The sequence below is a fragment of the Mycobacterium sp. SMC-4 genome (assembly GCF_050205565.1).
Taxonomy (GTDB): domain Bacteria; phylum Actinomycetota; class Actinomycetes; order Mycobacteriales; family Mycobacteriaceae; genus Mycobacterium.
In genome coordinates this window covers 401,365-414,948 of record NZ_JBNMQU010000002.1, presented here as the reverse complement: position 1 = coordinate 414,948, position 13,584 = coordinate 401,365, and the positions used below count along the sequence as shown (strand labels likewise).

The 13,584-nt window shown below is 68.8% G+C and carries 12 protein-coding genes and 1 tRNA gene; 8 read left to right on the top strand and 5 right to left on the bottom strand.

The genetic code is table 11. The features are described from left to right. Positions 1–1,966 (bottom strand): TPM domain-containing protein (locus ACQI46_RS06730; RefSeq protein WP_427093186.1); only part of this gene is annotated, 1,966 nt, incomplete at its 3' end. Between the two features lie 54 nt (positions 1,967–2,020). Here ACQI46_RS06730 and ACQI46_RS06725 point away from each other — a divergent pair. The 3 genes from ACQI46_RS06725 to ACQI46_RS06715 all read left to right on the top strand — a co-directional run bounded on the left by ACQI46_RS06725 (position 2,021) and on the right by ACQI46_RS06715 (position 5,627). Beyond that, on the top strand, positions 2,021–3,316 hold the full coding sequence (locus ACQI46_RS06725; protein ID WP_427093207.1) for a deoxyguanosinetriphosphate triphosphohydrolase: 1,296 nt from the start codon (positions 2,021–2,023) through the stop codon (positions 3,314–3,316). 9 nt (positions 3,317–3,325) lie between these two features. Further along, positions 3,326–5,257 (top strand): DNA primase, encoded by a 1,932-nt coding sequence (gene dnaG / locus ACQI46_RS06720; RefSeq protein WP_427093185.1) that lies wholly within the window; start codon positions 3,326–3,328, stop codon positions 5,255–5,257. A 73-nt stretch (positions 5,258–5,330) separates the two neighbouring features. After that, positions 5,331–5,627: a DUF7155 family protein gene (locus tag ACQI46_RS06715; protein ID WP_427093184.1), complete on the top strand. Its 297-nt coding sequence runs from the start codon at positions 5,331–5,333 to the stop codon at positions 5,625–5,627. On the opposite strand, the gene ACQI46_RS06710 is transcribed toward ACQI46_RS06715, so the two are convergent. Continuing rightward, the gene (locus tag ACQI46_RS06710; RefSeq protein WP_427093183.1) at positions 5,624–5,869 is read right to left on the bottom strand and encodes a hypothetical protein; all 246 of its coding nucleotides are present in this window, start codon (positions 5,867–5,869) and stop codon (positions 5,624–5,626) included. The two genes, ACQI46_RS06715 and ACQI46_RS06710, sit on opposite strands and share 4 nt — an antisense overlap. Before the next feature lie 154 nt (positions 5,870–6,023). Between ACQI46_RS06710 and ACQI46_RS06705 the strand changes: the two genes are divergently transcribed. Next, a tRNA-Asn gene (locus ACQI46_RS06705) sits at positions 6,024–6,096 on the top strand. A 5-nt stretch (positions 6,097–6,101) separates the two neighbouring features. On the opposite strand, the gene ACQI46_RS06700 is transcribed toward ACQI46_RS06705, so the two are convergent. Further along, positions 6,102–6,731: a VWA domain-containing protein gene (locus tag ACQI46_RS06700; RefSeq protein WP_427093182.1), complete on the bottom strand. Its 630-nt coding sequence runs from the start codon at positions 6,729–6,731 to the stop codon at positions 6,102–6,104. Positions 6,732–6,807: 76 nt separating this feature from the next. Here ACQI46_RS06700 and ACQI46_RS06695 point away from each other — a divergent pair, with 76 nt between their 5' ends. Further along, positions 6,808–7,278 (top strand): LppP/LprE family lipoprotein, encoded by a 471-nt coding sequence (locus ACQI46_RS06695; RefSeq protein WP_427093181.1) that lies wholly within the window; start codon positions 6,808–6,810, stop codon positions 7,276–7,278. 3 nt (positions 7,279–7,281) lie between these two features. Here ACQI46_RS06695 and ACQI46_RS06690 read toward each other — a convergent pair whose 3' ends face one another. Then, entirely contained in the window at positions 7,282–9,246 is a 1,965-nt protein-coding gene (locus ACQI46_RS06690) for an acyl-CoA dehydrogenase (protein WP_427093180.1), read from the bottom strand. A gap of 77 nt (positions 9,247–9,323) precedes the next feature. Between ACQI46_RS06690 and ACQI46_RS06685 the strand changes: the two genes are divergently transcribed. Further along, positions 9,324–10,061 (top strand): VIT1/CCC1 transporter family protein, encoded by a 738-nt coding sequence (locus ACQI46_RS06685; RefSeq protein WP_427093179.1) that lies wholly within the window; start codon positions 9,324–9,326, stop codon positions 10,059–10,061. 74 nt (positions 10,062–10,135) lie between these two features. Here the strand turns inward: ACQI46_RS06685 and ACQI46_RS06680 are convergent, their stop codons facing one another. Then, a complete protein-coding gene (locus ACQI46_RS06680; protein ID WP_427093178.1) occupies positions 10,136–10,576 on the bottom strand; it encodes a MarR family winged helix-turn-helix transcriptional regulator in 441 nt (146 codons plus the stop codon). 107 nt (positions 10,577–10,683) lie between these two features. On the opposite strand from ACQI46_RS06680, the gene ACQI46_RS06675 reads away from it, so the two are divergent. Both ACQI46_RS06675 and ACQI46_RS06670 read left to right on the top strand, forming a co-directional pair. Continuing rightward, entirely contained in the window at positions 10,684–12,735 is a 2,052-nt protein-coding gene (locus ACQI46_RS06675) for a DUF2232 domain-containing protein (protein WP_427093177.1), read from the top strand. Next, entirely contained in the window at positions 12,732–13,571 is an 840-nt protein-coding gene (locus ACQI46_RS06670) for a CbiQ family ECF transporter T component (protein WP_427093176.1), read from the top strand. Before ACQI46_RS06675 ends, ACQI46_RS06670 begins: the two co-directional genes overlap by 4 nt. The last annotated feature ends 13 nt before the right edge of the window (positions 13,572–13,584 follow it).

Genomic DNA, 13,584 nt, shown 5'->3' with positions numbered 1-13,584 from the left:
CACCACCCCCGCCGCCACCGAAGCCGCCACCGCCGAAGCCGCCACCGAAGCCGCCGCCGCCGAAGCCGCCACGCAGCGCACCGGACAGCACGTTGCCCAGGATGATGCCGCCGATCACCGCGCCCATCTGACCGCCACCGCCGCCCCCGCCGTAGGGCCCGCTGAAGTGCCGCTGCGCCGCGGCCACGTCCGAATTCGCCAGCGTCTGTGCCTGCCCGGCCAGCGTGGCCGCGCCATGGGCGTGGGAGAGCGCCTCGTTGAGGTTGGTCCCCCGCTTGTCGCGTGCGGCTTGCAGCTGCCGGACGGCCTCCGACAACCGGGCGCGGGCCTCCGGGCCGACCACGCCGCGACGGGTGTCGATGTAGTCCGAGACCGCACGCACCCGCGACTGCGCGGTGAACAACGCCTGCTCGTAGGTCCGCGTCAACCGTTCTGCGGCTTCGCGTTCCTCTTCGACGTCGGCCAGCAGCCGGTCCAGCTCCGCGTCGGCCTGCGTGAGACGGCTGAACGCGCCGAGCGGATCGGCGCGGCCCGCGCTCTGCGCGTGTGCCACCGCCTCCACCGCGGCGTCGCGGGCCGCCGACAGCTGGGTGGCCACCGCCAGGCTGCCCTGTGCCAGTTGTGCACCTGCTTGCTCGATGCCGCGCTGCGTGTCGGCGATGGTCGCGGGCAGGTCGCTCACCGCGCGGTTGATGTCGGTGGCGGCGCTGTCCACGGCGTCGAGCAGAGTGCGCGCCTGTCCGAGCGCGGCCTCGGCCGCGTGGATGGCGTCGACCAGCCCGCTCTGTTTGTTCGCCGGCCGCGCGACCAGCTTCCGCCCGGTGTCGATGTTGCGTTCGGCGAAGGCCAGCCGCTCCCTGGCCTCGTCGATGTTGTCCGCCACCGACGCGAGCGCCGACTCGTCGTACTCCGAGCGTAGGCCGGCCAGTGTCTGCTTGGCCGGAGCTAGCCGCGCGGTCAGGTCGATCATCTGCTGAGTGAGACTGTCCAGGCGGGTGGGCGCGTTGATCACCAGATCGCGCAGCTTGGCGAACGCCTCGCGCTGCGCTTCGAGTTCGCGGTCGGCTTTGGCCGCCGACACAACCACCCGGGTGAGCAGGTTGCGGCGCTGCTGCGGAGTCTCGGGCACTGCGTCGTCGAGGATATGGCGCACGTTGAGCGCTTGAGCCAGTGTGATTTTCGCGTTGTTCACCGCGCGCGTGAATGCCGCGGTCTCCCGTTCGCCGAATTCGTCGACGGCCAGCGCCAATTCGCTCTCGCTGGTGCGCACTTCGTTGTCGACCTCGACGACGATCTGCCGTGACAGGTCGTCGAGAGCATCGAGGGAGATCGACGCCAGCGCATTCGGGTCCGCCGGGTCGACGCGCTGCGCCGCGGCGAACTCCGCCTCGCGGCGCTTCCGTCGGCGACGGCGCTGCCAGAGCACCAGCACCAGCAGCGCAACCGCGATCAACCCCAGGATGATCAGCAGTCCCGTCCAACTCGCCGAGCCGCCGCTCGACGCCGTGTCGCCGGCCAGACCGTCGGCGGCGGCCACCGCCGCGCCGGCCCAGTCCCCGTCGCGCAGCCGCGGTTCGACCTCGTCGATCCGGATCGCGTCGATGTCGACGCCGCGCATCGCCTCGGCGCCGGCCAGCAGCGCGTAGGCGCGGTCGGCGGTGGCGACCGCCAGGATCGCGTCCCGGTTGCCCAGGTCGCTGGCGCGGTAGGTCGATTGCGCCCAACTCTGGGCGCTCTGTCCCGAGAAGCTGTCGACGAAGACCACCCACAGCCGTGCCCGGCGCTCCTGGTAGAGCCGGTTGATGGCCTGCTGCACTTCGCTGCGGCCGGTCTGGTCGAGCGCATTGGCCTGGTCGGTCACGTACCCGGCCAGACGCATCGGTGGGGCAGCGCCGGCGCCGGGGGCCAGCAGGGCAGCCGTGGTCAGCAACACGCCCAGCAGGGCGAGCATTCGCGTTGCGCGCATGATCGCCAATGTAATGCGAGGTTCCGCAACTGCGTGCTGGCAGACTATGGGGCGGTGAACCCCGAACTGCAGCACGACTACGACGCGTTCGACTGCGAACGTCTGGTCGCCGAACCCGCGAAGAGCGCCGGTCTGCCCGGCACCGGCGCCGAGCACCGCTCGGACTTCGCGCGCGACCGCGCCCGCGTGCTGCACTGTGCGGCGCTGCGGCGCCTGGCCGACAAGACCCAGGTGGTCGGTCCCCGCGAGGGCGAGACGCCGCGTACCCGGCTGACGCACTCCCTGGAAGTCGCACAGATCGGTCGCGGCATGGCGGTGGAACTGGGTTGCGACCCCGATCTCGTCGATCTGGCCGGGTTGGCCCACGACATCGGCCACCCGCCCTACGGACACAACGGGGAACGGGCCCTCGACGAGATCGCCAAGGCATTCGGCGGTTTCGAGGGCAACGCGCAGAACTTCCGTATCCTGACCCGTCTGGAACCCAAAGTGCTTGACCCGCAAGGACGCAGCGCGGGGCTGAACCTGACCCGGGCGTCGCTGGACGCGGTGACGAAGTATCCGTGGGCACGGGTGGGGGAGCGGCGCAAGTTCGGGTTCTACGGCGGGTTCTCCAACGACGACCTACCTGCCGCGGACTGGGTGCGCGCCGACGCGCCGCCCGAGCGGCCCTGCCTGGAAGCCCAGGTGATGGACTGGGCCGACGACGTCGCGTACTCGGTGCACGACGTCGAGGACGGCGTCATCTCCGGACGTATCGATCTGCGGGTGCTGGCCGACGATGACGCCGCCGCCGCGCTGGCTCACCTCGGAGCGAAGTCGTTCACCGCGTTGACGCCCGACGAGCTGATGGCCGCCGCGAACAGGCTGTCGCAGGTGCCCGTCGTGGCGGCGGTCGGCAAGTTCGACGGGACGCTCGCCGCGTCGGTGGCCCTCAAGACGCTGACCAGTGAGCTGGTCGGGCGGTTCGCCAACGCTGCGGTGACCGCGACGCGCGAGGCCGCGGGACCCGGGCCGTTGCGCCGCTTCATGGCCGACCTCGAGGTGCCTACGCTCGTGCGCGCGGAGGTCGCGGTGCTCAAGACCCTTGCGTTGCAGTTCATCATGTCCGACCATCGCCATCTGCAGATCCAGGCCGACCAGCGCACCCGCGTCCACGAAGTCGCTCTGGCGCTGTGGGGACAGGCGCCGGGCAGCCTCGATCCGCAGTTCGCCGCCGAGTTCGAAGCCGCCACCGACGACGGTGCCCGGCTGCGGGTGGTGGTCGATCAGCTGGCCAGCTACACCGAGGGCCGACTGGAGCGCGTGCACGAAGCCCGCTCGCCGCGGCCCCTTGTCACCGGCCTCTAGACTGACGCGGTGGCCGGGCGGATTCCAGATCGCGACATCGCCGCTATCCGCGAGCGCGTCAACATCGAGGACCTCGTCGGCGACTACGTGCAGCTGCGCCGCGCCGGCGCCGACTCGCTGAAAGGGCTGTGCCCTTTCCACGACGAGAAGTCGCCGTCCTTCCACGTCCGCCCCAACCACGGCCACTTCCACTGCTTCGGCTGCGGTGAGGGCGGCGACGTCTACGCCTTCGTGCAGAAGATCGAGCACGTCAGCTTCGTCGAGGCGGTCGAGCTGCTCGCCGACCGGGTCGGCTACACCGTCACCTACACCGGCGGCTCGACGACGAACGTGCAGCGCGACCGCGGCAGCCGCAGCAGGTTGCTGGCCGCCAACAGCGCCGCACAGGAGTTCTACGCCGAGGCGTTGCAAAGCGCCGAGGCCGCCCCGGCCCGCCAGTACTTGCTGGACCGCAACTTCGATGCTGCCGCTGCCACCCGATTCGGCTGCGGATTCGCCCCCTCGGGGTGGGACACCTTGACAAAGCACTTGCTGCGCAAGGGTTTCGAGTTCAAGGAGCTGGAGGCCGCGGGACTGTCGCGCGAGGGCCGCCGCGGCCCGATGGACCGGTTCCACCGTCGGCTGCTGTGGCCGATCCGGGCCGGGGGAGGCGAGGTCATCGGTTTCGGCGCGCGTCGCATCTTCGACGACGACCCGATGGAGGCCAAGTACGTCAACACCCCGGAGACGGTGCTGTACAAGAAGTCTTCGGTGCTGTTCGGCCTGGACCTGGCCAAGCGGGACATCGCCAAGGGGCACCGCGCGGTCGTCGTCGAGGGCTACACCGACGTGATGGCCATGCATCTGGCCGGCGAGACCACGGCCGTGGCGTCGTGCGGCACCGCTTTCGGTGACTCGCACCTGGCGCTGCTGCGGCGCCTGATGATGGACGACAACTGGTACCGCGGCGAGCTGATCTTCGTTTTCGACGGCGACGCCGCCGGGCAGGCCGCGGCGCTCAAGGCGTTCGACGGCGATCAGCAGGTCGCCGGCAAGTCGTTCGTCGCCATCGCCGCCGACGGCATGGACCCGTGCGATCTGCGGCTGAAATCCGGTGACGGCGCGCTGCGTGACCTGGTGGCTCGTCGCATCCCGATGTTCGAGTTCGCGATCCGCAGCCTGATCCCCAGCGGCGACGTCCTGGACAACGACCCTTCCGCGCAGGTGGACGCGCTGCGTCGATGCGTGCCGCTGGTGGCCCGGATCCGGGACTACGCGCTGCGCGACGAGTACGCCCGCCGCCTGGCCGGGTGGACCGGGTGGCGCGACGAGGCGCAGGTGCTGACCCGGGTGCGCGAGGAAGCGACCAGACGCGGAATGCCGGAGCGATCGCGTCGCCGCGGCGAACCGGTCCGGCCGCGCGCCGTTCGCGGCGGCGACGCACCGGCCGAGCCGACCGGGCCGGCGCGCCCCAATCCAGCCGATCCCACGCTGTGGCCGCAGCGTGAGGCGCTCAAGTCGGCGCTGCAATATCCCGCGCTGGCCGGGCCGGTGTTCGATTCACTCGCTGCCGAGAGCTTCACCCATCCGGGCTACGCCGCGGTGCGGGCCGCGATCGAGACTGCCGGCGGGACCGGGTCGGGGATGAGCGGCGCGCAGTGGATCGAGGTGGTGCGCTCGCACGTCGCGGCGCCGCAGACCGCCACGTTGGTCAACGAGCTCAGCGTCGAGGCGATCAACGCCGAGGACGACCAGCTGCCCCGCTATATCGGTGGTGTGCTGGCCCGGTTGCAGGAAGTCTGGATCGGTCGCCAGATCGCCGAGGTGAAGTCGAAGCTGCAGCGCATGTCGCCGGTCGAGCAGGGCGACGAATACCACGCGCTGTTCGGGGACCTGGTGGCCATGGAAGCCTACCGGCGTAGCCTGCTCGAGCAGGCCAGTGGCAACGACATGACTGCATGATTTCGCGGGCAGCGTTACAGTTGAGGCCGTTAGAGCGATACATCGTTCGTCGGGCAGTTATCAGGGGCAGGAGATGATGGTGCACAAGATCCGGGCCAACGGAACTCGGCTGATCGCCGGGGTGTTCGCGGCCGCGGCGGTTGCCGTCCCGCTCTACACCTCGCTGACCAGCACAGACACCGCTGAGGTCACCGCAGGCCCGAAGTGCCTCGCGTGGTTCGGCAACATCGAGGACGGCCACTGCCTGTCCTACTCCAACGGCAGCGGCGCCACCGTCGGCACCCCGCGCGTCGGTCTCGGGTACGGCGGCTTCTACGTCGACACTCCGCCGCTACTGCCTGGCACCACCATTCAGCGCGGCATCGGCTAGCGCGGCTTCTCGTTCTCCGGCTCCAACACCGAGGTGTTGGAGTCGATCGGCGTGAGCTTCACCAGCGTGGGATCCGGGGAGACCCGTTCGGCGATCTTGCGCCGTCCCGCGTCGATCACCGCTTTGGCGGCCGGGCTGGCCGTCACCGCACGGTAAGTTCCCGCGATCTGTTCGTAGCGCTGTCTGCCGGCCTTGGTTCCCAGCACGTAGCCGACAGCCAGCACGGCGACATACCCGATCACAGGACTCCCTCCGGGGGGATGAGATGACGTTCGGTCTGTGTCCATCCTGCCTCAAAGCCCGCGCTGCGCGCCGGGCCGGGAGCGATTTGGCACCGGCGTGCAGACGTAGGCTAGAGTGCTCTCTGGCCCGCAGCACAGCGCCGCGGGAGGGCAATCCCCTGTAGCTCAATTGGCAGAGCATTCGGCTGTTAACCGAAGGGTTGCTGGTTCGAGTCCAGCCGGGGGAGCAGCATCATCCCATTGCCGCGCGTCGGTCTTCATCGGTGAACGCGGCACGCCTGCCGGCCCGGGCCGACGTCATGTAAGCACTGGCCGCAGCCGAGACCGCCACGGTCGATATGTGATTCCCGTCGTTGTAGGTGATGGCGCCGTCGGCGCCGATCCCCATCTTTCCGGCCACGTCGACGGCGTCCATGTTGGCGCCGAGGAACAGGAACTTCCAGTTCCACTGGTCGCGCTGCTGCTCGACGAGCTTGCGCACGCCGTCGAGACTCCACTCCCGGCTGCTGTTCTCCATGCCGTCGGTCATGATCATGCAGATCACGTGTCCGGGACGCTCCGCTTCCGGGAGCGCCGACAACGCGGCGCCGACATCGGTGACAAACTTGCCGACCGCGTCCAGCAAAGCTGTCATCCCGCGAGGCTGCACGACGAACTCGGGCAGGTCGGCGATCGGCATCCCTGAGTAGAGCACCTCATATTCCGTATCGAACTGTGCGAGCGTCACCTGACAGCTGCCCGGGAGCGACCGCTGCTCGTCGACGAGCTTGCGCCAGCCCTCCTCGGTGGCCTCCTTGGACGTCTCCATCGACCCGGAACGGTCTAGCAGCGCAGCGATGAGGGTCTTGTTGGGATCGGTCATGGGATGCCTTTCGTCGGAAGTGGACGGCACAACCTGTGACGTGGGTCGCTTATTCCGGGGACCGTATCTTGGCGGTATGACAAAACCGGGTCCGCTTGCGGCACTGGCCATCACCGCGGTCTTGGCTGCGGCGTGTGGTTGGAGCCCCTCGGCGCCGCCGCCGACGTCGTCGGCCGTGTGCGATCAGGGACCGGCCGCCGAGATGATCGAGGCCGAGACCGCCGCGCTGCCGCCCGGTCAGTGGCGCGAGACAGCGCGCGGAAACACCGCCGACTGCGAATTGCACTGGGTGGTCGTCACCGATGGGCAGGCCGACGGCGCCCCCCAGCAGGTCCTGTTCTTCGCAGGCGAGAATCCGGTCGGTTCGCCGACTCCCGAGCCGCGGTCGTACATCAACGTGATCGCTCAGGGGGACCACAACGCGCACGTCCAGTACCAGTGGCGGCAGGGCCAGGATGCACCGTGCTGCCCGACGGGTATCGGTAGCGTCCGCGTCACCCTGGAGGAGGGGCGTCTGACGGTCTTGGACCCGATCCCGGGTCCCTGAGCCTCAGATCACGCCGGCGCTGGTGGCGTCCTGCGGTGTGTGCTCATCGGCGTCGGGGATGTTCTCGGGATGCAGCATCTCCGCGTATCGCAGCTGCTCGGGAATCCCGAATCCGTCGACGAGCAACTCGGCGTAGGGCCGTAGCCGTCGGCAGCGGTCGTTGATGCCGCGCGTGACCGCCTTGGCCCGTTCGGTGGACAGGAAGCGGTGCTCGACGAACCAGGCTTTGTCCTCCTCGATCACCGACAGCGCATACAGGTCGCACACCATGCCCAGGATCTCGCGCGCCTCGTCGTCCTCACACGCGTCGATGCCGGCGACGAACGCCTCGAGGATGATCCGGTCGATGTGCGCCTGCGCGGTGTGCAAGACGTGGTCCTGCACGGAGTTGAACGCGTCGAAGGCGCTCATCTCCTTGGACTTGGCCTGCAGCCGCCGCGCGACCGAGGACAGCATGTATTCCTCGCGGTCCTCGAACATCTGGACCTGCGTACCGCGGTTGAAGAGGCTGCCCTCCTCCTCGTTGTCCTGGCGGGTGTCGAGGATGGTCTGCATGATCGTCTGCGCCGCAGTGCGTTTGAGCACGCGTTCACCGGCGAAGTTCGCGGCGAAGCGCACCCATTCCACCGGACTCATGCCTTTGATGTCGTCGGCATAGGTGGTCAGCAGTTCCTTGGCCACCAACTGGGTCAGTACGTGGTTGTCGCCCTCGAAGGTGGTGAACACGTCGGTGTCGGCCTTCAGTGCGATCAGCCGGTTCTCGGCCATGTAGCCGGCGCCACCGCACGCTTCGCGGGCCTCCTGGATGGCGCGGGTGGCGTGCCAGGTGTTGGCGGCCTTCAGGCCGGCCGCGCGAGACTCGAGCTCGCGCTGTTCTTCGGGATCGGGATCGTCGGCGGTCTGCAGTTCGTGACACTTGGCCACCAGTTCGTTCTGTGCGAACTGCAGCGCGTAGGAGCGTGCGATCAGCGGCAGCAGCCGACGCTGGTGCACCAGATAGTCCATGACGACAACTTCTTCGCCGGTGTCGGGGTTGTCGAATTGCTTGCGTTGCAACCCATATCGGGTTGCGATGTCCAGCGCCACCCGCGCTGCGGCGCCGGCGCTCCCGCCTACGGTGACGCGTCCGCGGATCAACGTGCCCAGCATCGTGAAGAACCGACGGTTGGGGTTCTCGATCGGCGAACTGTAAGTGCCGTCGGGTGCGACGTCGGCGTACTTGTTGAGCAGGTTCTCCCGCGGGATCCGGACTTCGTCGAACTGGATGCGCCCGTTGTCGACGCCGGGGAGCCCACCTTTGTAGTGGCAGTCCGACGTCGTCACGCCCGGCAGGTCGTTACCGTCGTCGTCGCGGATCGGCACGATGAAGCAGTGCACACCGTGGCCGACGCCGTCCGGGGTGATCAACTGCGCGAAAACAGCGGCCACACGGGCGGTTTCGGCGGCACCGCCGATGTAGTCCTTGCGGGCGGTCGGGGTCGGCGAGTCGATCACGAACTCTTGGGTCTGCGGGTCGTAGGTCGCCGTCGTCTCCAGCGACTGCACGTCGCTGCCGTGACCGGTCTCGGTCATCGCGAAGCAGCCGAGCAGCTCGAGATCGATGATCTTCTTGACATAGGCCTTGTGGTGGCGCTCGGTGCCGAGGTTCTCCACCGCACCGCCGAACAGCCCCCATTGCACGCCGGCTTTGACCATCAGCGACAGGTCGCTCATCGCCAGCATTTCGATCTGCGTGACGGCAGAGCCCACGTCACCGTTGCCGCCGTGCTCCTTCTTGAACCCGTCCTCGGCGGCGCCGCGCTCTGCCATGATCCGCATCTGCTCGGCGACCTTGGTTCGAGCGATCACCGTGTTGGGTGTGTAGTGCGGCCGGAAGATCTCATGGGCCAGTTCTTGACGCATCTTGTTCTTCACGTCGCGGAAGCGTCCGTCCAGCGCGTTGCGGAGATGCTCGGCAGTCGTGGTCATGAACCGACGGTATCCCGCAGGAAGGCCCTGCAAACTGTGATGTCACAAACCGACGCGATCGGGTGCAAGATCGGTCTATGACGGAGTCTGCGGACGTCCCCAAGTCACCGACGGGCCTTCCTCATGTCCCTGGTCACCGGCACGCCGACGTGACCGGGGGATGGCTGCGTGCGGCGACGTTCGGGGCGATGGACGGGTTGGTGAGCAACACTGCGCTGATTGCCGGGGTGGCCGCGACGGCGAGTGCGGACACGGTGGTGATCAGCGGTGTGGCCGGCTTGTTGGCCGGGGCCTTTTCGATGGCGTTGGGCGAGTTCACCTCGGTGACCACGGCCAACGAACAGATCGACTCGGAGGTGATCGTCGAGAAGCACTCGTTCCAGCGACACCCCGACGCCGAGGAGGCCGAACTGGTCGCGATGTTCACGGCGATGGGGGTCTCGCCGGACACCGCGACCAAAGCGTCCGAGGAGATCCACCGTGACGAGAACCGCGCGGTGAACTTCCATCTGGTGCAGGAACTCGGCGTGGACCCCGAGGAGAAGCCCTCACCGTGGGTGGCGGCGGGGTCGTCGTTCGCGCTGTTCGCCGTCGGCGCGGTGATCCCGCTCATTCCGTATCTGCTCGGGTACGCCTCGCTGTGGGCGGGTTTGGCTTGTGGCGGTGCGGGTTTGCTCCTGGTCGGTGGTGTGGCGGCGACCTTCACCCGCCGTCCCCCGGTGCTGGGCGGGATTCGTCAGTTGCTGCTCGGTGGGACGGCGATCGCGGTGACCTACCTCGTGGGTCTCTTGATCGGCGGTGCGGTCGGCGGCTGATCAGCTGTCGTTGCCGACGGTGGCGGCGCGCGCCCGGTCGGTGAGCCCGTCGAGCGGCGCGATGGCCTGAACGGTCAGCGCGCGGCGGGGTGCGCCGAGGTGGCGTCTTCGATCAGGCGCCGGATCACGTCGACGGCTTTGGTGAGGTCGTCGCGGTCGTGGTCGCTGAGCCGTTCGAGATACGGGTCGATGACCGCGCCGCGGTCGGCGCGCACCTGTTGCAGTGCGGTCACTCCTGCAGGGGTGATCCGGATCAGCACCGCGCGCGCGTCCTGCGGGTCGCTGGTGCGCGCAACCAGTCCGGCCTCTTCGAGGCGTCTCACCTGTGTCGTCATCGTCGGTTGCGAGCAGTGATCCAGCGCGGCCAGGTCGGAGATGCGGGCCTCGCCCTGGTCGTCGATGGTCGAGAGCAGGCGGGCCTGAGCGAACGGCAGCGGCAGCGGGACGCGCTGGTTTGCCAGCCGGTGGAGGCGGGCCACCACGGAGAGGAGGTCGGCACCGAGAGCGGACGACATGACGTCGATTTTTGCATAGGGACACTATGTATTCGATCGGGGGCCTCGTGTCGCTGCTCACATCACGTGCGCGAGGTGCCGGGAAGTGCGACTGGCAGAATCGTGAAATGACCTCGGCCGGCCCGGCGAAAGCCTCGCGACGGACCGGTTCTCTTCAACCGGTCGAGCTTGCGCAGGCGGCAGTGATGGCTGCGCTGTGCGCGGCCATCGCGATCATCGCGGTCGTCGTCCCGTTCGCGGCCGGCCTGTCCTTCCTCGGCACGGTGCCGATGGCGCTGCTCGCGTACCGCTACCGGCTGCGCGTGCTGATCACCGCGATGGTGGCTGGCGGGCTGATCGCGTTCCTGATCGCCGGTATGGGCGGACTGATGACGGTGGTGAACTGCTCCTACATCGGCGGACTCACCGGCGTGGTGAAACGTCGCGGACGCGGAACCCCGACCGTGATCCTCGCCGCACTGGTCGCCGGCGCCGTCTTCGGCGCGGTCATCGTGGCGGCCCTGACGGTCCTGAGCCGCTTGCGGCACCTGATCTTCGTGTCGGTGACGGCCAACGTCGACGGCACGGCTGCGATGCTCTCCCGGGTGCCGGGTATGGAAGGCGTCGCCGAACGGCTCACCCGCGACTTCGCGACGATCCTGACGTACTGGCCGCTTCTGTTCTTCGCTGCCGGCATCTTCTCGATCACCTCGGTCAGCCTGGTCGGCTGGTGGGCGCTGTCCCGGGTGATGTCGCGCCTGGCCGGCGTACCCGATGTGCACAAGCTCGAGTCGCCCGCCGAGAGCGGAGAGATCGCCCCGGTTCCCCTGTCCCTGCGCGACGTCACGTTCCGCTACCCGAGCGCCGAGGACGACGCGCTCGGACCGGTGTCGCTGACCGTGCAGCCCGGCGAACACGTCGCTGTGACCGGCGCCAACGGATCGGGCAAGACCACGCTGATGCTGGTGCTGGCCGGCCGCGAACCCACCGGCGGCACGGTCGAGCGCCCCGGGGCGGTCGGGCTGGGTGAACAGGGCGGCACGGCGGTGGTGATGCAGCACCCGGAGAGCCAAGTCCTCGGCACCCGGGTGGCCGACGACATCGTGTGGGGGCTGCCGCCGGGCACAGCCATCGACGTCGACGGGCTGCTCGCCGAGGTCGGACTGAACGGACTCGCCGAGCGCGACACCGGCGGACTGTCCGGCGGTGAGCTGCAACGCCTGGCGGTGGCCGGTGCGCTGGCACGCGACCCGTCACTGCTCATCGCCGACGAAGTGACCAGCATGGTCGACCAGGACGGCCGTGACGCCCTGATGTCGGTGCTGTCCGGTCTGACCAAACGCCACCGCACGGCGCTGGTCCACATCACCCACTACAACGCCGAAGCCGACGCGGCCGACCGCACCGTCAACCTGACGGGCAACGGCGCGCTGGCCAACTCCGGGCCCGACCTGGTCGAGACCGCCGAGGCGCCGCCGGCCGGGGTGGTCACCGAATCTCCGCGCGGTGCACCGGTATTGGAACTCAACGGAGTCGGGCACGAGTACGGACGCGGGACACCCTGGGCCAAGACCGCGCTGACCGACATCGATTTCGCGGTGCACGAAGGCGACGGCGTGCTCATCCACGGCCTCAACGGATCGGGCAAGTCGACGCTGGCCTGGGTCATGGCGGGTCTGACCGAGCCGACCGTGGGCACGTGCCTGCTCGACGGCCGGCCGGTGTCCGATCAGGTCGGCGCGGTCGCCATCTCGTTCCAGGCGGCGCGGCTGCAGTTGATGCGCAGCCGCGTTGACCACGAAATCGCTTCCACCGCTGGGTTTTCCCGCCGCGACCGGGCCAGGGTCGAGAAGGCGCTGGGCACCGTCGGTCTGGACCCGTCACTGGCGACCCGCCGGATCGACCAGCTCAGCGGCGGACAGATGCGGCGCGTCGTGCTGGCCGGTCTGTTGGCGCGATCACCGCGTGCGTTGATCCTCGACGAGCCACTGGCCGGCTTGGACGCCGAATCGCAAGAGGGGCTGGTCCGCCTTCTGGAGGACCTGCGGCGACGCACGCGGCTGACCGTCATCGTGATCTCGCACGACTTCGCGGGTCTGGAGAACCTCTGTCCGCGCACGCTGCACATCCGCGACGGCCGGCTGGCCCCGGCGTCCGCACCCGCCGGAGGGCTGTCATGACCGCCCCGCGCAAGCAGCGACGGGAGGTCGTGCTGCTGCGTCCCGTGCCGGGCCGCACCGTCATCCACGACTTGTGGGCCGGCTCCAAACTGCTCATCGTCGCCGGCATCGGCGTGCTGTTGACCTTCTACCCGGGGTGGGTGCCGATCGGGGCGGTCGCACTGCTGATCGTGCTCGCGGCCAGGCTGGCGCGGATTCCGCGCGGCGTGCTGCCGAGCATTCCCGGCTGGCTGTGGCTGCTGTTGGTACTGGGCGGGGTGACCGCCGCGTTCGCCGGCGGCAGCCCGTTCATCGGACTCGGTTCGGTCGAGATCGGGCTGGGCGGGCTGCTGAACTTCTTACGCATCACAGCGTTGTCGATCGTGTTGCTGGGGCTCGGCGCGATGGTGTCGTGGACGACCAATGTCGCCGAGGTGGCACCCGCTGTGGCGGTGCTGGGGCGTCCGTTGCGGCCGCTGCGTATCCCTGTCGATGACTGGGCGGTGACGTTGGCGTTGGCGCTGCGGGCGTTCCCGATGCTGATCGACGAGTTCCGGGTGCTCTACGCTGCCCGCAGTCTGCGGCCGCGCGAAGTCGACAGGGATGGACGGGCCCGTTGGCGGCGCTGGGCGAGTGAACTGATCGATCTGCTCGCGGCGGCGATCACCGTGGCGTTACGCCGTGCCGACGAGATGGGTGATGCGATCACCGCGCGCGGTGGGGCGGGTCAGATTTCGGCGTTGCCGTCGCGTCCACACCGGCGCGACTGGATCGCGTTCGCGGTTGTCACGGTGGTGTGCGGTGTGGCTCTGGCGCTGGAGCTGACCGTGCTGGGCACGAGCAGCACGCGCGGCTGAGCGGGCACCGAGC